At 51.4% G+C, this 21,043-nt stretch carries 24 protein-coding genes and 1 other RNA gene; 18 read left to right on the top strand and 7 right to left on the bottom strand.

Annotated features, from left to right (window positions below):
• Positions 1 to 85: 85 nt before the first annotated feature.
• Positions 86 to 1,747 (top strand): DNA repair protein RecN, encoded by a 1,662-nt coding sequence (recN, locus tag BEG40_RS18830; RefSeq protein ID WP_105285929.1) that lies wholly within the window; start codon positions 86 to 88, stop codon positions 1,745 to 1,747.
• A 148-nt stretch (positions 1,748 to 1,895) separates the two neighbouring features.
• The gene (bamE, locus tag BEG40_RS18825; RefSeq protein ID WP_001203438.1) at positions 1,896 to 2,240 is read left to right on the top strand and encodes an outer membrane protein assembly factor BamE; all 345 of its coding nucleotides are present in this window, start codon (positions 1,896 to 1,898) and stop codon (positions 2,238 to 2,240) included.
• Between the two features lie 57 nt (positions 2,241 to 2,297).
• Here bamE and BEG40_RS18820 read toward each other — a convergent pair whose 3' ends face one another.
• Complete coding sequence (locus tag BEG40_RS18820; RefSeq protein WP_001117835.1) at positions 2,298 to 2,588, bottom strand: RnfH family protein; 291 nt, start codon at positions 2,586 to 2,588, stop codon at positions 2,298 to 2,300.
• Complete coding sequence (gene ratA, locus BEG40_RS18815) at positions 2,578 to 3,015, bottom strand: type II toxin-antitoxin system toxin RatA (RefSeq protein WP_024191158.1); 438 nt, start codon at positions 3,013 to 3,015, stop codon at positions 2,578 to 2,580. Before ratA ends, BEG40_RS18820 begins: the two co-directional genes overlap by 11 nt.
• 170 nt (positions 3,016 to 3,185) lie before the next feature.
• Here ratA and smpB point away from each other — a divergent pair, with 170 nt between their 5' ends.
• The 8 genes from smpB (at position 3,186) to csiR (ending at position 12,003) form a co-directional block, all read left to right on the top strand.
• Positions 3,186 to 3,668 (top strand): SsrA-binding protein SmpB, encoded by a 483-nt coding sequence (gene smpB, locus BEG40_RS18810; protein WP_105285928.1) that lies wholly within the window; start codon positions 3,186 to 3,188, stop codon positions 3,666 to 3,668.
• 215 nt (positions 3,669 to 3,883) lie between these two features.
• Positions 3,884 to 4,246, top strand: a transfer-messenger RNA (tmRNA) gene (ssrA, locus tag BEG40_RS18805).
• 405 nt (positions 4,247 to 4,651) lie between these two features.
• Positions 4,652 to 5,629 carry a glutarate dioxygenase GlaH gene (gene glaH / locus BEG40_RS18795; protein WP_105285927.1) on the top strand — a complete coding sequence of 326 codons (978 nt, stop codon included), beginning with the start codon at positions 4,652 to 4,654 and terminating at the stop codon, positions 5,627 to 5,629.
• A gap of 19 nt (positions 5,630 to 5,648) precedes the next feature.
• On the top strand, positions 5,649 to 6,917 hold the full coding sequence (gene lhgD / locus BEG40_RS18790; protein ID WP_105285926.1) for an L-2-hydroxyglutarate dehydrogenase: 1,269 nt from the start codon (positions 5,649 to 5,651) through the stop codon (positions 6,915 to 6,917).
• Between the two features lie 22 nt (positions 6,918 to 6,939).
• Positions 6,940 to 8,388 (top strand): NADP-dependent succinate-semialdehyde dehydrogenase, encoded by a 1,449-nt coding sequence (gene gabD, locus BEG40_RS18785; RefSeq protein ID WP_105285925.1) that lies wholly within the window; start codon positions 6,940 to 6,942, stop codon positions 8,386 to 8,388.
• A 13-nt stretch (positions 8,389 to 8,401) separates the two neighbouring features.
• The gene (gabT, locus tag BEG40_RS18780; RefSeq protein ID WP_105285924.1) at positions 8,402 to 9,682 is read left to right on the top strand and encodes a 4-aminobutyrate--2-oxoglutarate transaminase; all 1,281 of its coding nucleotides are present in this window, start codon (positions 8,402 to 8,404) and stop codon (positions 9,680 to 9,682) included.
• 237 nt (positions 9,683 to 9,919) lie between these two features.
• The gene (gene gabP / locus BEG40_RS18775) at positions 9,920 to 11,320 is read left to right on the top strand and encodes a GABA permease (RefSeq protein ID WP_105285923.1); all 1,401 of its coding nucleotides are present in this window, start codon (positions 9,920 to 9,922) and stop codon (positions 11,318 to 11,320) included.
• Positions 11,321 to 11,340: 20 nt separating this feature from the next.
• Positions 11,341 to 12,003 carry a DNA-binding transcriptional regulator CsiR gene (gene csiR, locus BEG40_RS18770; RefSeq protein WP_105285922.1) on the top strand — a complete coding sequence of 221 codons (663 nt, stop codon included), beginning with the start codon at positions 11,341 to 11,343 and terminating at the stop codon, positions 12,001 to 12,003.
• Here csiR and kbp read toward each other — a convergent pair whose 3' ends face one another.
• Both kbp and BEG40_RS18760 read right to left on the bottom strand, forming a co-directional pair.
• On the bottom strand, positions 12,004 to 12,453 hold the full coding sequence (gene kbp, locus BEG40_RS18765) for a potassium binding protein Kbp (protein WP_000522418.1): 450 nt from the start codon (positions 12,451 to 12,453) through the stop codon (positions 12,004 to 12,006).
• Between the two features lie 82 nt (positions 12,454 to 12,535).
• On the bottom strand, positions 12,536 to 12,694 hold the full coding sequence (locus BEG40_RS18760; protein ID WP_000508177.1) for a YqaE/Pmp3 family membrane protein: 159 nt from the start codon (positions 12,692 to 12,694) through the stop codon (positions 12,536 to 12,538).
• A 182-nt stretch (positions 12,695 to 12,876) separates the two neighbouring features.
• On the opposite strand from BEG40_RS18760, the gene BEG40_RS18755 reads away from it, so the two are divergent.
• Entirely contained in the window at positions 12,877 to 13,176 is a 300-nt protein-coding gene (locus BEG40_RS18755; RefSeq protein WP_000137274.1) for an ArsR/SmtB family transcription factor, read from the top strand.
• A gap of 9 nt (positions 13,177 to 13,185) precedes the next feature.
• Positions 13,186 to 13,710, top strand: coding sequence for a rhodanese family protein (locus tag BEG40_RS18750; RefSeq protein WP_001229481.1), 525 nt, complete (start codon positions 13,186 to 13,188; stop codon positions 13,708 to 13,710).
• A gap of 46 nt (positions 13,711 to 13,756) precedes the next feature.
• Here BEG40_RS18750 and stpA read toward each other — a convergent pair whose 3' ends face one another.
• On the bottom strand, positions 13,757 to 14,158 hold the full coding sequence (gene stpA / locus BEG40_RS18745) for a DNA-binding protein StpA (protein ID WP_000115375.1): 402 nt from the start codon (positions 14,156 to 14,158) through the stop codon (positions 13,757 to 13,759).
• 668 nt (positions 14,159 to 14,826) lie between these two features.
• On the opposite strand from stpA, the gene alaE reads away from it, so the two are divergent.
• Positions 14,827 to 15,276 (top strand): L-alanine exporter AlaE, encoded by a 450-nt coding sequence (gene alaE / locus BEG40_RS18740; RefSeq protein ID WP_000492676.1) that lies wholly within the window; start codon positions 14,827 to 14,829, stop codon positions 15,274 to 15,276.
• A gap of 36 nt (positions 15,277 to 15,312) precedes the next feature.
• Here alaE and BEG40_RS18735 read toward each other — a convergent pair whose 3' ends face one another.
• Entirely contained in the window at positions 15,313 to 15,657 is a 345-nt protein-coding gene (locus BEG40_RS18735; RefSeq protein ID WP_000281310.1) for a DUF2002 family protein, read from the bottom strand.
• 151 nt (positions 15,658 to 15,808) lie between these two features.
• Here BEG40_RS18735 and BEG40_RS18730 point away from each other — a divergent pair, with 151 nt between their 5' ends.
• The gene (locus BEG40_RS18730) at positions 15,809 to 16,138 is read left to right on the top strand and encodes an ElaB/YgaM/YqjD family protein (RefSeq protein ID WP_010352475.1); all 330 of its coding nucleotides are present in this window, start codon (positions 15,809 to 15,811) and stop codon (positions 16,136 to 16,138) included.
• Positions 16,139 to 16,193: 55 nt separating this feature from the next.
• Here the strand turns inward: BEG40_RS18730 and pdxR are convergent, their stop codons facing one another.
• Complete coding sequence (pdxR, locus tag BEG40_RS18725) at positions 16,194 to 17,528, bottom strand: MocR-like pyridoxine biosynthesis transcription factor PdxR (protein ID WP_105285921.1); 1,335 nt, start codon at positions 17,526 to 17,528, stop codon at positions 16,194 to 16,196.
• 87 nt (positions 17,529 to 17,615) lie between these two features.
• Between pdxR and BEG40_RS18720 the strand changes: the two genes are divergently transcribed.
• The 4 genes from BEG40_RS18720 to nrdE all read left to right on the top strand — a co-directional run bounded on the left by BEG40_RS18720 (position 17,616) and on the right by nrdE (position 21,025).
• Positions 17,616 to 18,047 carry a carboxymuconolactone decarboxylase family protein gene (locus BEG40_RS18720; RefSeq protein ID WP_105285920.1) on the top strand — a complete coding sequence of 144 codons (432 nt, stop codon included), beginning with the start codon at positions 17,616 to 17,618 and terminating at the stop codon, positions 18,045 to 18,047.
• A gap of 208 nt (positions 18,048 to 18,255) precedes the next feature.
• A complete protein-coding gene (nrdH, locus tag BEG40_RS18710; RefSeq protein ID WP_001223227.1) occupies positions 18,256 to 18,501 on the top strand; it encodes a glutaredoxin-like protein NrdH in 246 nt (81 codons plus the stop codon).
• Positions 18,498 to 18,908 (top strand): class Ib ribonucleoside-diphosphate reductase assembly flavoprotein NrdI, encoded by a 411-nt coding sequence (gene nrdI, locus BEG40_RS18705; RefSeq protein WP_000080947.1) that lies wholly within the window; start codon positions 18,498 to 18,500, stop codon positions 18,906 to 18,908. Before nrdH ends, nrdI begins: the two co-directional genes overlap by 4 nt.
• Entirely contained in the window at positions 18,881 to 21,025 is a 2,145-nt protein-coding gene (nrdE, locus tag BEG40_RS18700) for a class 1b ribonucleoside-diphosphate reductase subunit alpha (RefSeq protein WP_105285919.1), read from the top strand. The genes nrdI and nrdE overlap by 28 nt, the downstream gene beginning before the upstream one ends.
• The last annotated feature ends 18 nt before the right edge of the window (positions 21,026 to 21,043 follow it).

Below are 21,043 nucleotides of genomic sequence, written 5' to 3'. Positions count from 1 at the left end.
TTTTACGCCAGCCTCTTTACTGTATATAAAACCAGTTTATACTGTACACAATAACAGTAATGGTTTTTCATACAGGAAAACAACTATGTTGGCACAACTGACCATCAGCAACTTTGCTATCGTTCGTGAGCTTGAGATTGATTTTCACAGCGGCATGACCGTAATAACCGGCGAGACCGGCGCGGGTAAATCTATTGCGATAGATGCTCTCGGTCTGTGTCTCGGTGGTCGTGCTGAAGCCGACATGGTGCGTACCGGCGCTGCCCGCGCTGATTTGTGCGCCCGTTTTTCACTGAAAGATACGCCCGCAGCACTGCGCTGGCTGGAAGAAAACCAACTGGAAGATGGCCACGAATGCCTGCTTCGTCGCGTTATCAGTAGCGATGGCCGCTCTCGTGGGTTTATCAACGGTACGGCTGTTCCGCTGTCTCAGCTACGCGAACTGGGTCAGTTGCTGATTCAGATCCATGGTCAACACGCTCATCAGTTACTCACCAAACCTGAGCATCAGAAATTCCTGCTTGATGGCTACGCCAATGAAACGTCTCTGCTCCAGGAAATGACCGCGCGTTATCAGTTGTGGCATCAAAGCTGCCGTGACCTCGCGCATCATCAACAACTAAGTCAGGAACGCGCCGCCCGTGCTGAACTACTGCAATACCAATTAAAAGAACTGAACGAATTTAATCCGCAGCCCGGCGAGTTTGAACAAATCGACGAAGAGTACAAACGTCTGGCTAACAGCGGTCAATTGCTTACGACCAGCCAGAATGCACTGGCATTAATGGCCGACGGTGAAGATGCGAACCTACAAAGTCAGCTTTACACTGCAAAACAACTGGTCAGCGAATTGATTGGTATGGACAGCAAACTGTCCAGCGTACTTGATATGCTGGAAGAGGCCACTATTCAGATTGCCGAAGCCAGTGACGAATTACGCCACTACTGCGATCGTCTGGATCTCGACCCTAACCGCTTGTTTGAACTTGAACAGCGTATCTCAAAGCAGATTTCGCTGGCACGTAAACACCACGTCAGCCCGGAGGCATTGCCGCAATATTATCAGTCACTTCTGGAAGAACAGCAGCAACTTGACGATCAGGCCGACTCGCAAGAAACGCTCGCGTTGGCGGTAACGAAACATCATCAGCAGGCGCTGGAAACGGCGCGCGCATTACACCTGCAACGCCAGCACTATGCAACTGAGCTGGCACACCTGATCACCGACAGTATGCAGGCGCTGTCCATGCCGCATGGACAGTTTACGATTGATGTTAAATTTGACGAACATCACCTGGGCGCTGACGGTGCTGATCGTATTGAGTTTCGGGTAACCACCAACCCAGGTCAGCCGATGCAGCCCATTGCCAAAGTCGCCTCCGGTGGTGAATTGTCCCGTATCGCACTGGCAATTCAGGTCATCACCGCGCGTAAAATGGAAACCCCGGCGCTTATTTTCGATGAAGTGGATGTGGGGATTAGCGGTCCGACAGCGGCAGTTGTCGGCAAACTGCTACGTCAGCTTGGTGAATCAACCCAGGTGATGTGTGTTACCCACCTGCCACAAGTTGCAGGATGCGGTCATCAACACTATTTTGTCAGCAAAGACACCGATGGTGCTATGACCGAAACGCATATGCAATCCCTGGATAAAAAGGCGCGGTTACAAGAGCTGGCACGCCTGCTTGGCGGCAGTGAAGTCACACGCAACACGCTGGCAAACGCGAAAGAACTACTGGCAGCGTAAACTTTTTTACCGCTTCACGGTCAGAATAGACAGCAAAACGCCGTAAGACCGGAAAGCAAAAGGTTTTAAAGTGATGAAAGGTCTATTATCATCGGCATATTACAGATGAGCCACGTACTGCTCGGGCCCGAAAAGGAATCAAATCATTATGCGCTGTAAAACGCTGACTGCTGCCGCAGCAGTACTATTGATGTTGACCGCAGGCTGTTCCACTCTGGAGCGAGTGGTTTACCGTCCTGACATCAACCAGGGGAACTATCTGACTGCTAACGACGTGTCCAAAATACGCGTTGGCATGACGCAACAACAAGTTGCGTACGCATTGGGTACACCGCTGATGTCCGATCCATTTGGTACAAATACCTGGTTCTATGTCTTCCGCCAGCAACCAGGCCATGAAGGTGTAACGCAGCAAACTCTGACGCTGACCTTTAACAGCAGCGGTGTGTTGACCAATATTGATAACAAACCTGCGCTGAGTGGCAACGAATAAAACTTGCTGTTTATAGCGATTAAAAAAGGTGCTCAGTGAGCACCTTTTTTCTGCCTGCTATTTATTCGCCGATTTCTCTGCGCGCTGTCTACGAAGCTCTTTCGGATCGGCAATCAGAGGTCGATAAATCTCTACACGATCGCCATCGCGCACGATATCGCTCAGTTTTGCCGGACGACTGTAAATGCCGACTTTATTTTTAGTTAAATCGATATCTGTACGCAATTCCAGCAAACCACTTGCGCGAATTGCCTCTTCAACCGTCGCGCCCTCCTGCAATGTTACACGCTGCAAATACTGCTTCTCTGGTAACGCGTAAGCTACCTCTACAGCAATTTTACCTGGCACTATAAACCTCTTTTGCTCGCACGGTGAAAGCCTGCACCATATTAGCCGCCAGCTCTTTAAACACGCGACCGAAGGCGAGTTCAATCAACTTATTAGTAAACTCAAAGTCGAGATGAAACTCGATACGGCACGCTTCCGGACTCAACGGTGTAAACTTCCAGCCGCCGATCAATTTCTTGAACGGCCCATCAACCAGATTCATCAGAATACTTTGGTTACTGGTCAACTGATTGCGGGTAGTAAACGTTTTGCTGATCCCAGCCTTAGAGACATCTACCGCAGCGGTCATCTGTCCAGGAGTGGACTCCAGAATCCGACTTCCAGTACAACCTGGCAAAAACTGAGGATAAGACTGAACGTCATTCACTAACTGATACATTTGCTCCGCGCTGTAGGGAACGAGTGCGGTCCGGCTAATTTGAGGCATAACAAATTCCATCAACAAAAATCCAACAAATAATATCATTTATCCTGCTGTAAAAAAAACGCTATCCCGGCGCTGGGTAACATCGTGTTCATGCTAAGATAGAGCCTTGTCCCCCGCAGGATTGATATGGGGTATTTTCGATTTCAGATTACCGATGATTCACGACGCTTATGACGAAGAAAAAAGCACATAAACCTGGTTCAGCGACCATCGCGCTTAACAAGCGCGCCCGTCACGAATACTTTATTGAAGAAGAGTTCGAAGTGGGACTTGCCCTGCAAGGCTGGGAAGTTAAATCCCTGCGCGCAGGAAAAGCCAATATTAGTGACAGCTATGTCCTTCTGCGCGACGGTGAAGCGTTCCTGTTTGGCGCAAATATCACGCCGATGGCAGTGGCTTCCACACATGTGGTGTGCGATCCTACTCGTACCCGCAAGTTACTTCTCAACCAGCGCGAACTGGACTCATTATATGGTCGCGTCAATCGTGAAGGCTATACCGTAGTGGCGCTCTCTCTGTACTGGAAAAATGCCTGGTGCAAAGTGAAAATCGGCGTCGCGAAAGGTAAGAAACAGCACGATAAACGTTCCGACATCAAAGAACGTGAATGGCAGGTTGATAAAGCGCGTATCATGAAAAACGCTCACCGTTAAACCTGCATCACATATTCTGACCAGATCCTCACCGCGCCTCCCCTCTCCGGTGGCGCGAATGCACATCTTATCGGCTATCATATTTGATACAGATGTCGTCATCCCTTTGCTTAATCGAATAAAAATCATGCCAGGCGGGCGCTAAATCCTGAACGATAACGCCATTGGGGCTGGTCATGACGCTCACAAATCTGGTATACTCGCTGTTACACATTGGGGCTGATTCTGGATTCGACGGGATTTGCGAAACCCAAGGTGCATGCCGAGGGGCGGTTGGCCTCGTAAAAAGCCGCAAAAAATAGTCGCAAACGACGAAAACTACGCTTTAGCAGCTTAATAACCTGCTTAGAGCCCTCTCTCCCTAGCCTCCGCTCTTAGGACGGGGATCAAGAGAGGTCAAACCCAAAAGAGATCGCGTGGAAGCCCTGCCTGGGGTTGAAGCGTTAAAACTCAATCAGGCTAGTTTGTTAGTGGCGTGTCCGTCCGCAGCTGGCAAGCGAATGTAAAGACAGACTAAGCATGTAGTGCCGAGGATGTAGGAATTTCGGACGCGGGTTCAACTCCCGCCAGCTCCACCAAATAAATCAAGGGGTTACGTGAAAGCGTAGCCCCTTTTTCTTTGGTTGTGGCGGCAAAATGGCGACGGATTTAACGACCCCGTATTACTCTTCTGTTTTACAATCACAGTCTTCCTTCTCCTTTTTCAATAGAGAGAAAACCATCGCCAATGTAACAAATATCTGGCTGTATTCTCTGTGCCCCGTACTGAATTGCATTAATACATTCCTGACTTAAATCCGAATTTTTTAGCCCATTGAAGGTACTCACCAAACCAAATGTTAACTATTTGTTGTTTTCGATCACAATAAGAAAACAATATGTCACTTTTGTGCGCATTTTTCAGAAATGTAGATATTTTTAGATTATGGCTACGAAATGAGCATCGCCATGTCACCCTACATCTCATAAGAGGATCGCTTCTGATGAATGCACTGACCGCCGTACACACAAACGCTGTCGATTCAGGCCAGGACTATAGCGGATTCACCCTCACCCCGTCGGCGCAATCCCCGCGTCTTCTGGAACTCACCTTCACCGAACAGACGACCAAACAGTTCCTCGAACAGGTTGCCGAATGGCCCGTGCAGGCGCTGGAGTACAAATCTTTCCTGCGTTTCCGTGTGGGCAAAATTCTTGACGACTTGTGTGCAAATCAGCTGCAACCACTGCTGTTGAAGACGCTACTAAACCGTGCTGAAGGTGCACTGCTAATCAACGCCGTGGGTGTCGATGATGTGAAGCAGGCGGACGAGATGGTGAAGCTGGCAACGGCGGTGGCGCATCTGATTGGCCGTTCCAATTTCGATGCCATGAGCGGTCAGTATTACGCGCGTTTTGTGGTGAAAAATGTCGATAACTCAGACAGCTATCTGCGTCAACCACACCGTGTGATGGAACTGCACAACGACGGCACCTACGTCGAAGAGATCACCGACTACGTGCTGATGATGAAAATCGATGAACAAAACATGCAGGGCGGAAACTCGCTGCTGCTGCATCTCGATGACTGGGAACATCTGGACCACTATTTCCGCCATCCGCTGGCGCGTCGCCCGATGCGCTTTGCCGCGCCGCCGAGTAAAAACGTCAGTAAAGATGTCTTCCATCCAGTGTTCGACGTCGATCAGCAGGGTCGCCCGGTGATGCGCTATATCGATCAGTTCGTTCAGCCGAAAGATTTCGAAGAAGGCGTGTGGTTGAGCGAGCTTTCAGACGCCATTGAAACCAGCAAAGGCATCCTGTCTGTGCCGGTTCCCGTTGGCAAATTTCTGTTGATTAACAACCTGTTCTGGTTGCACGGTCGCGACCGATTTACTCCGCACCCGGATCTGCGCCGTGAACTGATGCGTCAGCGTGGCTACTTCGCTTACGCCACTCACCACTACCAGACGCATCAGTAAACGCAAAGGAATTGAGCGGATGTATGATTTTGTGATTATTGGCGGCGGCATCATCGGCATGTCGACCGCCATGCAACTGATTGATGTCTATCCGGATACCCGCATTGCGTTGCTGGAAAAAGAGTCCGGTCCGGCCTGTCATCAAACGGGCCACAACAGCGGCGTGATCCATGCCGGGGTTTATTACACACCCGGTAGCCTGAAGGCACAGTTTTGCCTGGCTGGGAACCGCGCCACCAAAGCCTTTTGCGATCAAAACGGCATTCGCTATGACAACTGCGGCAAGATGCTGGTCGCCACGTCCGATCTCGAAATGGAACGGATGCGCGCCTTATGGGAACGCACAGCGGCGAACGGTATTGAACGCGAGTGGTTAAACGCCGACGAACTGCGCGAGCGCGAACCGAATATCACCGGGCTCGGCGGTATTTTTGTGCCGTCCAGCGGCATTGTCAGCTACCGCGAAGTGACAGCGGCGATGGCAAAAACCTTCCAGGCCAGAGGCGGCGAGATTATTTATAACGCCGAAGTTAGCGGCCTCAGTGAGCATAAAAACGGCGTGGTTGTCCGCACCCGTCAGGGCGGCGAGTATGAAGCGTCGACGCTGATTAGCTGTTCTGGCCTGATGGCTGACCGGCTGGTGAAAATGCTCGGGCTTGAACCCGGCTTTATCATCTGCCCGTTCCGTGGCGAGTATTTCCGCCTTGCGCCGGAGCATAACCAGATTGTTAACCACCTGATTTACCCCATTCCCGACCCGGCAATGCCATTTTTAGGCGTTCATCTCACCCGGATGATCGACGGCAGCGTCACCGTCGGGCCAAACGCGGTGCTGGCTTTTAAACGCGAGGGTTATCGCAAGCGCGACTTCTCATTTAGCGACACGCTGGAGATTTTGGGCTCCCCGGGGATTCGCCGGGTACTGCAAAACCATCTACGCTCAGGACTGGGCGAGATGAAAAACTCGCTGTGCAAAAGCGGCTATCTGCGGCTGGTGCAAAAGTATTGTCCCCGGCTTTCGTTAAGCGATCTCCAGCCCTGGCCCGCCGGTGTGCGGGCGCAGGCGGTATCGCCGGACGGTAAGCTGATTGACGATTTTCTGTTTGTCACCACCCCGCGCACGATCCACACCTGCAATGCGCCCTCCCCGGCAGCGACATCAGCAATTCCTATTGGTGCGCATATTGTCAGCAAGGTACAAACGCTGTTGGCAAGCCAGAGTAACCCCGGACGCACGCTGCGAGCGGCACGTAGTGTGGATGCCTTACACGCCGCATTTAATCAATAACCTTTGAAAACAGGACGTAACAATGAAACTTAACGACAGTAACTTATTCCGCCAGCAGGCGTTGATTAACGGGGAATGGCTGGACGCCAACAATGGTGAAGTCATCGACGTCACCAATCCGGCGAACGGCGACAAGCTGGGTAGCGTGCCGAAAATGGGCGCAGATGAAACCCGCGCCGCTATCGACGCCGCCAACCGCGCTCTGCCCGCCTGGCGTGCGCTCACCGCTAAAGAACGCGCCACCATTCTGCGCAACTGGTTCAATTTAATGATGGAGCATCAGGACGATTTAGCGCGTCTGATGACCCTCGAACAGGGCAAACCGCTGGCTGAAGCGAAAGGCGAAATCAGCTACGCCGCTTCCTTTATTGAATGGTTTGCCGAAGAAGGCAAACGTATTTATGGCGACACCATTCCCGGTCATCAGGCCGATAAACGGCTGATTGTTATCAAGCAGCCGATTGGCGTTACCGCCGCTATCACGCCGTGGAACTTCCCGGCGGCGATGATTACCCGTAAAGCCGGCCCGGCGCTGGCGGCAGGCTGCACCATGGTGCTGAAACCTGCGAGTCAAACACCGTTCTCTGCGCTGGCGCTGGCGGAGCTGGCGATCCGCGCGGGCGTTCCGGCTGGCGTATTTAACGTCGTCACTGGCTCGGCGGGGGCGGTCGGTAACGAACTGACCAGCAACCCGCTGGTGCGCAAACTGTCGTTTACCGGTTCGACCGAAATTGGCCGCCAGTTAATGGAACAGTGCGCGAAAGACATCAAAAAAGTGTCTCTGGAGCTGGGCGGCAACGCACCGTTTATCGTCTTTGACGATGCCGATCTCGACAAAGCCGTGGAAGGCGCGCTGGCCTCGAAATTCCGCAACGCCGGGCAAACCTGCGTTTGCGCCAACCGTTTATACGTGCAGGACGGCGTGTATGACCGCTTTGCCGAAAAATTGCAGCAGGCGGTGAGCAAACTGCACATCGGCGACGGGCTGGATAATGGCGTTACCATCGGGCCGCTGATCGATGAAAAAGCGGTAGCCAAAGTGGAAGAGCATATTGCCGATGCCCTGGAGAAAGGCGCGCGCGTGGTTTGCGGTGGTAAAGCACACGAACGCGGCGGCAACTTCTTCCAGCCGACCATCCTGGTGGACGTGCCGGCCAACGCCAAAGTGTCGAAAGAAGAGACGTTTGGCCCCCTCGCCCCGCTGTTCCGCTTTAAAGATGAAGCCGATGTGATTGCACAGGCCAACGACACCGAGTTTGGTCTTGCCGCCTATTTCTACGCCCGTGATTTAAGCCGCGTCTTCCGCGTGGGCGAGGCGCTGGAGTACGGCATCGTCGGCATCAATACCGGCATTATTTCCAATGAAGTCGCCCCGTTCGGCGGTATCAAAGCCTCGGGTCTGGGTCGTGAAGGTTCGAAGTATGGCATCGAAGATTACTTAGAAATCAAATATATGTGCATCGGTCTTTAACTGGAGAACGCGAATGAGCAGCAATAAAGAGTTAATGCAGCGCCGCAGTCAGGCGATTCCCCGTGGCGTTGGGCAAATTCACCCAATTTTCGCTGATCGTGCGGAAAACTGCCGGGTGTGGGACGTTGAAGGCCGTGAGTATCTTGATTTCGCGGGCGGGATTGCGGTGCTCAACACCGGGCACCTGCATCCGAAAGTGGTTGCGGCGGTAGAAGCGCAACTGAAAAAACTGTCACACACCTGCTTCCAGGTGCTGGCTTACGAGCCGTATCTGGAGCTGTGCGAAATAATGAATCAGAAGGTGCCGGGCGATTTCGCCAAAAAAACGTTGCTGGTGACGACTGGTTCCGAAGCGGTGGAGAACGCGGTGAAAATCGCCCGCGCCGCCACCAAACGCAGCGGCACCATCGCCTTTAGCGGCGCTTACCACGGGCGCACGCACTACACGCTGGCGCTGACCGGCAAGGTGAATCCGTACTCTGCGGGTATGGGGCTGATGCCGGGCCATGTTTATCGCGCGCTTTACCCTTGCCCGTTGCATGGCATCAGTGAAGACGATGCTATCGCCAGTATCCACCGAATTTTTAAAAATGACGCTGCGCCGGAAGATATCGCTGCCATCGTGATTGAGCCGGTTCAGGGCGAAGGCGGTTTCTACGCCGCGACGCCAGCCTTTATGCAACGTTTACGCGCACTGTGTGACGAGCACGGAATCATGCTGATTGCCGATGAAGTGCAAAGCGGCGCGGGGCGTACCGGCACGCTGTTTGCGATGGAGCAGATGGGCGTGGCACCGGATCTTACCACCTTTGCGAAATCGATCGCGGGCGGCTTCCCGCTGGCGGGCGTCACCGGGCGCGCTGAAGTGATGGATGCTGTCGCACCGGGCGGCCTGGGCGGCACCTATGCGGGTAACCCGATAGCCTGCGTGGCGGCGCTGGAAGTGTTGAAGGTGTTTGAGCAGGAAAATCTACTGCAAAAAGCCAATGACCTGGGCCAGAAGCTGAAAGACGGATTGTTGGCAATCGCCGAAAAATACCCGGAGATCGGCGATGTTCGCGGTCTGGGAGCGATGATCGCCATCGAGCTGTTTGAAAATGGCGATCACAGCAAGCCGGACGCCAAACTCACCGCCGAGATCGTGGCGCGCGCCCGTGACAAAGGCCTGATTCTTCTCTCCTGCGGCCCGTATTACAACGTGCTGCGCATCCTTGTACCGCTCACCATTGAAGATGCTCAGATTCGTCAGGGTCTGGAGATCATCGCTCAGTGTTTTGATGAGGCGAAGCAATAGCACCGCACCCATGCCGGAGGCGACGCTGCGCGTCTTGTCCGGCCCACGGGAATCCAGGTCGGATAAGGCGTTTACGTCGCATCCGACAATCCGTACGTGAACAGGAATAAATCTATGTCGGCCGGATAAGGCGGAGCCGCTCTCCGGCAAAAAGAATTAATAACAATTAAACGCGTGACCCGACGCGGGAAATGTCGGGGCGCTCTCCCAAGTGACACACTTTCGAGAGGATTCAGGATGGGGCAATCATCGCAACCACATGAGCTAGGCGGCGGGCTGAAATCACGCCACGTCACCATGTTGTCTATTGCCGGTGTTATCGGCGCAAGTCTGTTTGTCGGTTCGAGCGTCGCTATCGCCGAAGCGGGTCCGGCGGTCTTACTGGCCTATCTGTTCGCCGGATTACTGGTGGTTATGATTATGCGGATGCTGGCGGAAATGGCGGTCGCCACGCCCGACACCGGTTCGTTTTCCACCTATGCCGACAAAGCCATTGGCCGCTGGGCGGGCTATACCATCGGCTGGCTGTACTGGTGGTTTTGGGTACTGGTCATTCCGCTGGAAGCCAACATCGCCGCCATGATCCTGCACTCGTGGGTTCCCGGCATTCCCATCTGGTTATTTTCTCTGGTCATCACCCTCGCCTTAACCGGCAGTAATTTATTAAGCGTTAAAAACTACGGTGAATTTGAATTCTGGCTGGCGATATGCAAAGTGATTGCCATTCTGGCGTTTATTTTCCTTGGAGCTGTAGCAATTAGCGGTTTTTACCCTTATGCCGAAGTGAGCGGTATTTCAAGATTGTGGGATAGCGGCGGCTTTATGCCGAACGGCTTTGGCGCCGTATTAAGCGCGATGCTGATCACCATGTTCTCGTTTATGGGCGCGGAAATTGTCACCATTGCCGCAGCAGAATCCGACACGCCGGATAAACATATTGTCCGCGCCACCAACTCGGTTATCTGGCGTATCTCCATTTTCTATTTGTGTTCTATTTTTGTCGTCGTGGCACTCATACCGTGGAATATGCCAGGACTGAAAACCGTGGGTTCCTACCGTTCCGTGCTGGAGCTGCTGAATATTCCACATGCAAAATCCATTATGGATTGCGTTATTTTGCTGTCGGTAACCAGCTGCCTGAACTCGGCGCTGTATACCGCGTCAAGGATGCTCTACTCCTTAAGCCGTCGCGGGGATGCGCCAGCGGTAATGGGCAAAATCACCCGTAGCAAAACCCCGTATGTGGCGGTATTACTCTCGACCGGCGCGGCGTTTTTAACGGTGGTAGTGAACTATTACGCGCCCGCCAAAGTGTTTAAATTCCTGATCGACAGCTCCGGTGCTATTGCCCTGCTGGTTTATTTAGTCATCGCCGTTTCGCAATTACGGATGCGTAAAATCCTGCTGGCGGAAGGCGGCGAAATTCGCCTGCGCATGTGGCTTTATCCGTGGCTCACCTGGCTGGTGATTGGCTTTATTACCTTTGTATTGGTGGTGATGTTATTCCGCCCGGCGCAACAACTCGAGGTAATTTCCACCGGCTTATTAGCGATAGGGATTATCTGTACCGTGCCAATTATGGCACGCTGGAAAAAGCTGATATTGTGGCAAAAAACACCCGTTCATAATACGCGCTGATAATGTTCAGGAGTCACACCATGACCATTACGTCTCTGGATGGCTACCGCTGGTTGAAAAACGATATTATTCGCGGCAATTTTCAGCCGGATGAAAAATTACGGATGAGTTCGCTAACGTCGCGTTATGCACTCGGCGTCGGGCCGTTGCGGGAAGCCCTTTCGCAACTGGTGGCGGAACGGCTGGTCACGGTGGTAAATCAAAAAGGGTATCGGGTGGCGTCTATGTCAGAGCAAGAACTGCTCGATATTTTCGACGCCCGCGCCAATATGGAAGCGATGCTGGTGAGTCTGGCAATTGCCCGTGGCAGCGATGAGTGGGAGGCTGACGTTCTCGCGAAGGCACACTTGCTCGGTAAACTTGAAGCCTCTGACGCCAGCGAGCAAATGCTTGATGAGTGGGATCAGCGCCATCAGGCATTTCATACTGCGATTGTGGCGGGCTGCGGTTCCCACTATTTACTGCAAATGCGCGAGCGTTTGTTTGATCTGGCGGCGCGCTATCGGTTCATCTGGCTGCGGCAAACGGTGCTTTCTGTAGAAATGCTGGAAGATAAACACGATCAGCACCAGACCCTGACTGCGGCGGTGCTGGCGCGAGATACGGCGCGCGCCAGTGAGTTAATGCGCCAGCATTTACTGACGCCAATTCCGATTATCCAGCAGGCGATGGCTGGCAATTAACTACTCTTCAGGAATACGCAACACCTGCCCCGGATAAATTTTATCCGGGCTTTTCAGCATCGGTTTATTCGCTTCGAAGATTTTATTGTAGAGATTGGCGTTACCGTAGACCTGTTTGGAAATGGCACTCAGGGTGTCGCCAGACTTAACAGTATAAAACTGGCTGGCAGTGGCTGGCGTCGCCGTTTTTACCTGATCATCAACACTGGCAATACCGGAAATATTCCCCACTGCAACAAGGATTTTTTCCTTCGCTTCCTGACTTAAGCCGTCACCTGTAACCGTCGCTTTACCATCGACAATCTGAATATTCACTTTATCGGCATCAGGTATACCGGTTTTGTTCAGATGTTCCTGCACCTTCTTCGCCTGATCGTCTTTATCATGCTGACCAGTAACCGCGTCCCAGAGCTTTTCTCCGGCATCTTTCACAAAATTGAACAGACCCATAATTACCTCATTCGTTAACGGAAACACTCAGAAAGTGTAGCAGAGGAACGCGGCGCGTTAACGCCGCAGGATGAGCACAGGATCAATCGCGGGTTTGCACCCAGAAAGCGTGAATTAAACCAGGGATATAGCCAAGAAGTGTCAGCAAAATATTAATAATAAATGCCCAACCAAATCCTTTCCCCAGCAGCACGCCGAGCGGTGGCAAAATGATGGTGATGACGATTCTCCAGAACCCCATATTTCCTCCCTATAAGAAAATTAATCATTGTTTAAAAAGAGATTTTATCTCTTAAGCATAGTAATTTTAGCGGAGTCTGCCCGTTTCAGCCTATGCTTTTACCCTCATTTACGCTGCTGACGCTGGTATACGTTGCATTTTTAGTTTAGAGTTTACTTAATTTAGAAAACACTTAAATAAATATGACTGAACTAGCCCAACTACAGGCCAGCGCCGAACAGGCTGCGGCCTTACTGAAAGCAATGAGTCACCCCAAACGGTTGCTGATTCTGTGCATGATTTGCGGTTCCCCCGGCACCAGCGCCGGTGAACTGGCGCGTATTACCGGACTGAGTGCCTCTGCAACGTCACAGCATCTGGCACGGATGCGTGACGAAGGGCTTATCGACAGCCAACGGGATGCCCAACGCATTCTTTATTTCATTAAAAATGAGGCGGTAAATGCCATTATCGCCACCCTGAAAAACGTCTATTGTCCGTAAGGAGTAGCAATGGCTTTAACAACAATTTCACCGCATGATGCACAAGAATTAATCTCACGCGGTGCAAAGTTAATCGATATTCGCGATGCCGATGAATATCTTCGTGAACATATTCCTGAAGCGGATCTGGCACCATTATCCGTGCTGGAACAGGCTGGTCTTCCGGAAAAATTACGTAGAGAACAAATTATATTCCACTGTCAGGCTGGAAAACGCACCAGTAATAATGCACAAAAATTAGCAGCGATTGCCGCCCCCGCAGAGATATTTTTACTGGAAGGCGGAATTGATAGCTGGAAAAAAGCGGGATTGCCGGTAGCCGAAAATAAATCACAGCCTTTACCATTAATGCGTCAGGTACAGATCACAGCTGGTGGCTTAATATTAATCGGCGTCGTATTGGGTTATGCCGTGAATAGCGCGTTCTTTTTATTAAGCGGCTTTGTCGGTGCGGGATTAATATTTGCGGGTATCAGCGGTTTTTGCGGGATGGCAAGGTTGTTAGATAAGATGCCGTGGAATCAGCGAACGTAAGAAGCGACGCCGGACGCGCCATAGTGGCGGCATCCGGCAGCAGTCATTAGATCAGGAAATCGTCGAGAGATTTACCTTCAGCCAGTGCCTGAGCGATCGGTTTCGGTGTACGACCCTGACCGGTCCAGGTTTTGACTTCACCATTAAAATCGGTGAATTGATATTTCGCCGGACGCGGCTGGCGTTTTTTACCTGCACGCGGTGCAGCAGAATTATTACCGAATAACTCTTCCGGGTTAATTCCGTCAGCCTTCATCAGCTCCAGCCAGGTGCTAATTTTCTCCTGGCGCTCTGCCAGTTCACGCTGCTGCTGTTCTTCTTCTTCACGTCTTTCTTTAGTGACAACCCTGAATTTTTCGAGCATTTCTTCAAGAACGTCAATGGAGAATTCGCGAGCCATCGCACGGAGGGTGCGAATGTTATTTAAACTTTGTAACATTACGGACATAATAAAGAAAACCTTTTAACGCCAAAACAAAAAAAGTATTTCGTCGCGTAGTGTAAGCGATCACTTATTATATTTCCACAAAATTTAATCTATTTACAGTCGCGTGCGATATTATTTCAACCGTTATTTCCAGACAAATTAATAATTATTTTCAGTTTATATATTAGCCATTTGGCTTATCATTCCAGACATTTGCGAATAATCGGGTGCTCTCTGCGCCATCATCACCGAATGTAGATTAAAGACAAGTGAATAAAAATGCACAAACAAAGAATAAAACAAATTTTCAGCAACTGAAGTTTTATGCTGACATTAGTGGCTTCAGGTCATTAAAAATGCTAAATGAGCTCAACCCCCTACTTAAGCCGGATTGTCTACGCTTTATAGCGTTAACATCTCTTAACCTCCCCACCAGCACAGTTCAAAACAACCACGTAATGATATGATTTTAAATAAAATTATTCATGGAGGCATTTAAAAATCCATAATGTATAGAAAATACGCCATTGCGGAACATTTTATCTACAAAAACAAAATAAATAAAAATTTTTCACTAATTGATTACTGACAACCAGCAATATACGCTATGCAAAAATGAAACAGACAGTCTAAAGCACTGCTTCCATTTCCATTCATATCCGATTTCGCTTTTATTAAGGAGCATTCACATGTTCTCACCGCAGTCACGCTTGCGTCATGCAGTTGCAGACACGTTCGCGATGGTTGTTTATTGTACTGTCGTGAACATGTGTATTGAAGTTTTCCTCTCCGGGATGAGCTTCGAACAGTCTTTTTATTCCAGGCTGGTGGCCGTTCCGGTGAATATCTTAATTGCATGGCCATATGGCATGTACCGCGATCTGTTTATGCGCGCGGCACGCAAAGTTAGCCACTCTGGTTGGACAAAAAATCTGGCTGATATTCTGGCTTATGTGACGTTCCAGTCACCGGTGTATATGGCGATCTTATTAGTGGTAGGCGCAGACTGGCACCAGATTATGGCTGCGGTCAGTTCAAACATCGTTGTTTCGATGCTGATGGGGGCGGTCTATGGCTACTTCCTTGATTACTGTCGCCGCTTGTTCAAAGTGAGCAGCTACCAGCAGGTAAAAGCCTGACCCTTCTTTTCGCGACTGGCACCGCCAGTCGCGTCTTTAACTGGCTTCGCCAAATAAACCATGCAAATAACGTTCAAGCGCAACACGCGAACTAAAGCCATGCGGGATACCGTAATGCTCATGACGTTCACCCGCTAAATAGAGCGGAAATTGCTGGTAATGATCGCAAGTTTTAATATCGGAAGCAGGTTCAGCCAGTGTGGAACTACGTTCTTTTAATGTTGGATGAATTATCAGTGCGGTACGTCCCATTCTCGCTTCGCGGTTAACATAGACATAATGTTCCCCACGGCGGTAACCGTATGCTTTCTGGGTTACTACATCGACAGTAAAACCGACTTTCTCAAGTACGCGCGCCACCTCGTCTGGTCGTAAATACATATTTTATCCTCGTTATTATCTACTGCGCGCCTACCTTACCTGATTGCGCATTCCCAACGCTTTCAGAAAAGTCCATAAAGCCGCGATGAATCTCTGTTAAGAAAATTATGGTCTACACTGAAAATTACATCGAATTCTAATGGGGGATCATATGTTTAACAGACCGAACCGCAACGACGTCGATGATGGCGTGCAGGATATTCAGAATGATGTCAATCAATTAGCCGACAGTCTCGAATCTGTATTGAGGTCCTGGGGCAGCGACGCAAAAGGTGAAGCCGAAGCCGCACGCAGTAAAGCTCAGGCTCTACTGAAAGAAACCAGAGCGCGGATGCATGGTCGTACTCGCGTCCAGCAAGCCGCGCGCGATGCAGTTGGCTGCGCAGATTCTTTTGTTCGTGAAAGACCCTGGTGTAGCGTGGGTACAGCAGCTGCGGTAGGTATTTTTATCGGCGCGCTGTTAAGCATACGCAAATCGTAATGCAACAATGATAATAAATACGCGTCTTTGACCCCGAAGCCTGACTTCGGGGTTTTTAACTTAAGGCACCGCGTAATTGTTGTGCCACCTGCTGCGCCATGCTTTCGCTAACGATATTGGTAAACGAGAGAAGCAATCCTCCTTCCCCACTTGAGCAGATACGCCAGTCGCTAAGTGCCTGTACCGCAAGGCCAGCAGCATTGGCTTTACGCGCGTGGACAATATCGTCGCCCACCATGCTGATAACCATCTGGATGCCCCCTTTTTGTGGCACAACCTGGAATCCTTGTTGCGTAAGCGCCTGCTCAATCCACTGCCTACGCTGAGCATAGTGCTGACGCATTTTCTTCAGATGCCGCCAGAAATGCCCCTCGCGAAGAAAGTCTGCCAGTGTGTTCTGCCATAGAACAGGCACTGCACATGGCTCCCGTGACGCCTGTTGGCGGAATTGTGCAATCTGCTCCACCGGCACCACCAGCCACGCACAGCGCAATGCAGGAAATAGCGATTTACTGAATGTTCCGGCATAAATCACCCGCTGCGGCGCGTCGAGGCTTTTCAGTGCCGGTAATGGCTTACCGTGATAACGGAATTCACTGTCGTAATCGTCTTCAATAATCCACGCCTGCGCACGCTCTGCCCACGCCAACACCTGATGCCTGCGCGCCAGAGAGAGCGCAACACCGAGCGGGCTTTGATGCGCAGGAGTTATCAGAGCAAAACGTGCATCAGGATAATTTTGCATTCCGCTTGCGACATCCAGTCCGTTGTCATCAACAGGCACAGGTAAAATTTCCACACCGTGGCGAGTAACAATCGGGCGAATCAGCGGAAAACCAGGATCTTCCATCCACATCCCGTCTCCCGGTTTCGCCAGCGCGTACAGAATTAAGGCCATTGAGGCTGCATAACCGTGAGTGATAAAGACCTGTTCTGGCTGGCATTCAATCCCGCGTGAGACGCGTAAATAATCAACAATTGCCTCGCGCAACGCCACCTCACCACAGACATCGCCTAACGCCAAATCAAAGCGCGTCTGGGTACGAAGGCGACGCCCCATCACCCGCGCCCACAGCTCACGCGGAAAGAGATCGAGTGCGGGTAATCCCATCTGGAATGGCAGCGGTTGCTGGCTTTCACCGGCAAAGGCAAGCACATCCACAGCGGATTGTTGGGGATGTATCTGCTCACTGACAAAGGTGCCTGCCTGCCCTCGTCGAACCAGCCATCCCTGCGCCACCAGCTCAGCATAAGCATTTTCGACAGTGGATCGGGACACGCCCAGCTCCTGTGACCAGGTACGACTGGAAGGTAGCCTTGCGCCGGGTTTCAGTTCCCCTTGCTCAATAGCCGTTTTTAACTGACGTGCGATATCCTGATAGCGCGGCATATGGTCTGCTTTTTTAGGTAATTTATGGCTCTCTTTAGCAGTCCATTATAGTGCTACATTGCGGGCGTTAATAAGAGGAGAAACTGTATGACTACATTACGTCAGCCTTACTACGAACTTAGCCCGGCAGTGTATAGCGCGCTGGTGCAGGCCAAAACGGCGCTGGAAAATAGTGCGCTGGATACCACACTGATGGAGTTAGTTTATTTGCGCGTCTCGCAAATCAACGGCTGCGCATTTTGTCTGGAGATGCACAGTAAAGCATTACGTAAATCCGGTGTGCCACAGCACAAGCTGGACGCTCTTGCAGGCTGGCGGGTGAGCCATCATTTTGACGATCGCGAGCGGGCGGCGCTGGCATGGGCGGAATCGGTGACCGATATTGCCCGAAGCCATGCAGAAGACGACGTTTATCAACCTCTGCTTGAACATTTCAACGCAGCAGAGATCAGCGACCTGACTTTTGCCATCGGACTGATGAATTGCTTTAACCGCCTGGCCGTTTCCATGCGGATGTAATTTCCTGATGCCGGGTAATCACCCGGCTATAGAACACAAAACCCCCTACCCCGTTGAGCCACTCAACGGTGGTGAGATTTATCGAAATTTCCCATATCTTGTATGGTTGAATCTTTTTTCAACTACATCTAGTATCCCTGTATCAACAGAGAGACAACCCGACGCGTATCATCGCGCCGTATCTTCATTTTAAACGGAAATACGAATCATGCGCATTACTATTTACACTCGTAACGATTGCGTTCAGTGCCACGCCACCAAACGGGCGATGGAAAACCGGGGCTTTGATTTTGAAATGATTAATGTCGATCGCGTTCCTGAAGCGGCGGAAGCGTTGCGTGCTCAGGGCTTTCGTCAGCTGCCGGTTGTGATTGCAGGCGATCTTAGCTGGTCTGGTTTTCGCCCGGACATGATCAATCGTCTGCATCCAGCGCCACACGCGGCCAGTGCATGAGCCAGCTCGTCTACTTCTCCAGCAGCTCCGAAAATACGCAGCGTTTTATCGAACGTTTAGGGCTACCCGCCGTGCGCATTCCACTCAATGAGCGGGAACGGATCCAGGTAGACGAGCCTTACATCCTGATCGTGCCCTCTTACGGCGGTGGCGGTACGGCTGGCGCTGTGCCACGACAGGTGATTCGCTTTTTAAACGACGAGCATAACCGGGCGTTGCTTCGCGGCGTTATTGCTTCGGGTAATCGCAACTTTGGTGAGGCGTATGGTCGCGCCGGAGATGTAATTGCCCGGAAATGCGGTGTGCCGTGGCTGTACCGCTTTGAACTCATGGGTACGCAAAGCGATATCGAAAACGTTCGTAAAGGAGTAACCGAATTTTGGCAACGACAACCGCAGAATGCCTGACGCAGGAAACGATGGATTACCACGCTCTGAATGCGATGCTTAACCTTTACGATAGCGCAGGCCGCATTCAGTTCGATAAAGACAGCCAGGCCGTTGACGCCTTTATAGCGACGCATGTGCGTCCGAACAGTGTGACCTTCAGTAGCCAGCAGCAGCGCCTGAACTGGCTGATCAACGAAGGTTACTATGATGAAAGCGTCCTTAATCGCTACTCTCGCGACTTTGTCATTACGCTGTTTGCCCACGCGCACGCCAGCGGTTTTCGTTTCCAGACATTCCTCGGGGCATGGAAGTTTTACACCAGCTATACGTTGAAGACATTCGATGGCAAGCGTTATCTGGAAGATTTTGCCGATCGAGTAACGATGGTGGCGCTGACACTGGCACAAGGCGATGAAACACTGGCGACGCAACTGACTGATGAGATGCTGTCTGGACGTTTTCAGCCTGCCACGCCAACATTCCTCAACTGCGGTAAACAGCAGCGCGGCGAACTGGTTTCCTGTTTTCTGCTGCGTATTGAAGACAATATGGAGTCGATTGGTCGGGCGGTAAATTCCGCACTGCAACTGTCAAAACGCGGCGGCGGTGTGGCTTTTTTGCTGTCGAATCTGCGGGAAGCGGGCGCGCCAATTAAACGTATTGAAAATCAATCTTCTGGCGTGATTCCGGTGATGAAAATGCTGGAAGACGCATTTTCCTATGCCAATCAGCTCGGCGCTCGTCAGGGAGCTGGGGCTGTATATCTGCACGCGCATCATCCCGATATTCTGCGTTTTCTCGACACGAAACGGGAAAATGCCGACGAGAAAATCCGCATTAAAACGCTGTCGCTGGGCGTGGTGATCCCGGATATCACCTTCCATCTGGCGAAAGAGAATGCGCAGATGGCACTGTTTTCGCCTTATGACGTTGAGCGGGTTTACGGCAAGCCGTTTGCCGATATTGCCATCAGCGAACACTATGACGAACTGGTTGCCGACGAACGCATCCGCAAAAAATATATCAATGCGCGTGATTTCTTCCTGCGGCTGGCGGAGATCCAGTTTGAATCCGGCTATCCCTACATCATGTATGAAGACACGGTTAACCGTGCTAACCCTATTGCCGGACGCATAAATATGAGCAATCTTTGCTCAGAGATTTTGCAGGTTAACAGCGCCTCAGAGTATGACGAGAATCTCGACTATGCGCGCACAGGCCATGATATTTCCTGCAATTTAGGTTCGTTGAATATTGCCCACACCATGGATTCCCCTGACTTTGCCCGCACGATAGAAACAGCCGTGCGCGGTCTGACGGCGGTGTCAGATATGAGTCATATCCGCAGCGTGCCGTCTATTGAGGCCGGAAATGCCGCCTCGCACGCCATCGGGCTGGGGCAGATGAATTTACACGGTTATCTGGCGCGGGAAGGCATCGCCTATGGTTCACCGGAAGCTCTGGATTTCACCAATCTCTATTTCTACACCATCACCTGGCACGCCCTGCGTACTTCAATGTTGCTGGCGCGCGAACGCGGTGAAACCTTTGCCGGGTTCAAACAGTCGCGCTATGCCAGCGGTGAATATTTTAGCCAATATCTGCAAGGTAACTGGCAGCCGAAAACGGCGAAAGTTGGCGAACTGTTTGCCCGTAGCGGTATTACGTTACCTACCCGTGAGATGTGGGCGCAGCTGCGCGACGACGTGATGCGCTATGGCATATACAACCAGAATCTCCAGGCGGTGCCGCCAACCGGTTCTATCTCTTATATCAACCATGCCACGTCGAGTATTCATCCGATTGTGGCGAAAGTAGAGATCCGCAAAGAGGGCAAAACAGGACGCGTTTACTACCCTGCCCCGTTTATGACTAACGAGAATCTGGCGCTGTATCAGGACGCTTACGAAATCGGCGCGGAAAAGATTATCGACACCTACGCCGAAGCGACACGCCATGTCGATCAGGGGCTGTCGCTGACGCTGTTTTTCCCCGATACCGCCACAACCCGCGATATCAACAAAGCGCAGATTTACGCCTGGCGTAAGGGAATCAAAACGCTCTATTACATTCGCCTGCGTCAGATGGCGCTGGAAGGTACTGAAATTGAAGGCTGCGTCTCCTGCACGCTCTAAGAGACTGAAAAACAATTG

Origin of the sequence: Escherichia sp. MOD1-EC5495 (assembly GCF_002965965.1) — a bacterium.
GTDB classification, from domain to species: domain Bacteria; phylum Pseudomonadota; class Gammaproteobacteria; order Enterobacterales; family Enterobacteriaceae; genus Escherichia; species Escherichia ruysiae.
This window is presented reverse-complemented; position numbering and strand designations above follow the sequence as displayed.

Coding starts and splice junctions, on each gene's coding strand:
- recN (WP_105285929.1), top strand. CDS start 86: ATGTTGGCACAACTGACCATCAGCAACTTTGCTATCGTTCGTGAGCTT.
- bamE (WP_001203438.1), top strand. CDS start 1,896: ATGCGCTGTAAAACGCTGACTGCTGCCGCAGCAGTACTATTGATGTTG.
- ratA (WP_024191158.1), bottom strand. CDS start 3,015: ATGCCTCAAATTAGCCGGACCGCACTCGTTCCCTACAGCGCGGAGCAA.
- smpB (WP_105285928.1), top strand. CDS start 3,186: ATGACGAAGAAAAAAGCACATAAACCTGGTTCAGCGACCATCGCGCTT.
- glaH (WP_105285927.1), top strand. CDS start 4,652: ATGAATGCACTGACCGCCGTACACACAAACGCTGTCGATTCAGGCCAG.
- lhgD (WP_105285926.1), top strand. CDS start 5,649: ATGTATGATTTTGTGATTATTGGCGGCGGCATCATCGGCATGTCGACC.
- gabD (WP_105285925.1), top strand. CDS start 6,940: ATGAAACTTAACGACAGTAACTTATTCCGCCAGCAGGCGTTGATTAAC.
- gabT (WP_105285924.1), top strand. CDS start 8,402: ATGAGCAGCAATAAAGAGTTAATGCAGCGCCGCAGTCAGGCGATTCCC.
- gabP (WP_105285923.1), top strand. CDS start 9,920: ATGGGGCAATCATCGCAACCACATGAGCTAGGCGGCGGGCTGAAATCA.
- csiR (WP_105285922.1), top strand. CDS start 11,341: ATGACCATTACGTCTCTGGATGGCTACCGCTGGTTGAAAAACGATATT.
- kbp (WP_000522418.1), bottom strand. CDS start 12,453: ATGGGTCTGTTCAATTTTGTGAAAGATGCCGGAGAAAAGCTCTGGGAC.
- BEG40_RS18760 (WP_000508177.1), bottom strand. CDS start 12,694: ATGGGGTTCTGGAGAATCGTCATCACCATCATTTTGCCACCGCTCGGC.
- BEG40_RS18755 (WP_000137274.1), top strand. CDS start 12,877: ATGACTGAACTAGCCCAACTACAGGCCAGCGCCGAACAGGCTGCGGCC.
- BEG40_RS18750 (WP_001229481.1), top strand. CDS start 13,186: ATGGCTTTAACAACAATTTCACCGCATGATGCACAAGAATTAATCTCA.
- stpA (WP_000115375.1), bottom strand. CDS start 14,158: ATGTCCGTAATGTTACAAAGTTTAAATAACATTCGCACCCTCCGTGCG.
- alaE (WP_000492676.1), top strand. CDS start 14,827: ATGTTCTCACCGCAGTCACGCTTGCGTCATGCAGTTGCAGACACGTTC.
- BEG40_RS18735 (WP_000281310.1), bottom strand. CDS start 15,657: ATGTATTTACGACCAGACGAGGTGGCGCGCGTACTTGAGAAAGTCGGT.
- BEG40_RS18730 (WP_010352475.1), top strand. CDS start 15,809: ATGTTTAACAGACCGAACCGCAACGACGTCGATGATGGCGTGCAGGAT.
- pdxR (WP_105285921.1), bottom strand. CDS start 17,528: ATGCCGCGCTATCAGGATATCGCACGTCAGTTAAAAACGGCTATTGAG.
- BEG40_RS18720 (WP_105285920.1), top strand. CDS start 17,616: ATGACTACATTACGTCAGCCTTACTACGAACTTAGCCCGGCAGTGTAT.
- nrdH (WP_001223227.1), top strand. CDS start 18,256: ATGCGCATTACTATTTACACTCGTAACGATTGCGTTCAGTGCCACGCC.
- nrdI (WP_000080947.1), top strand. CDS start 18,498: ATGAGCCAGCTCGTCTACTTCTCCAGCAGCTCCGAAAATACGCAGCGT.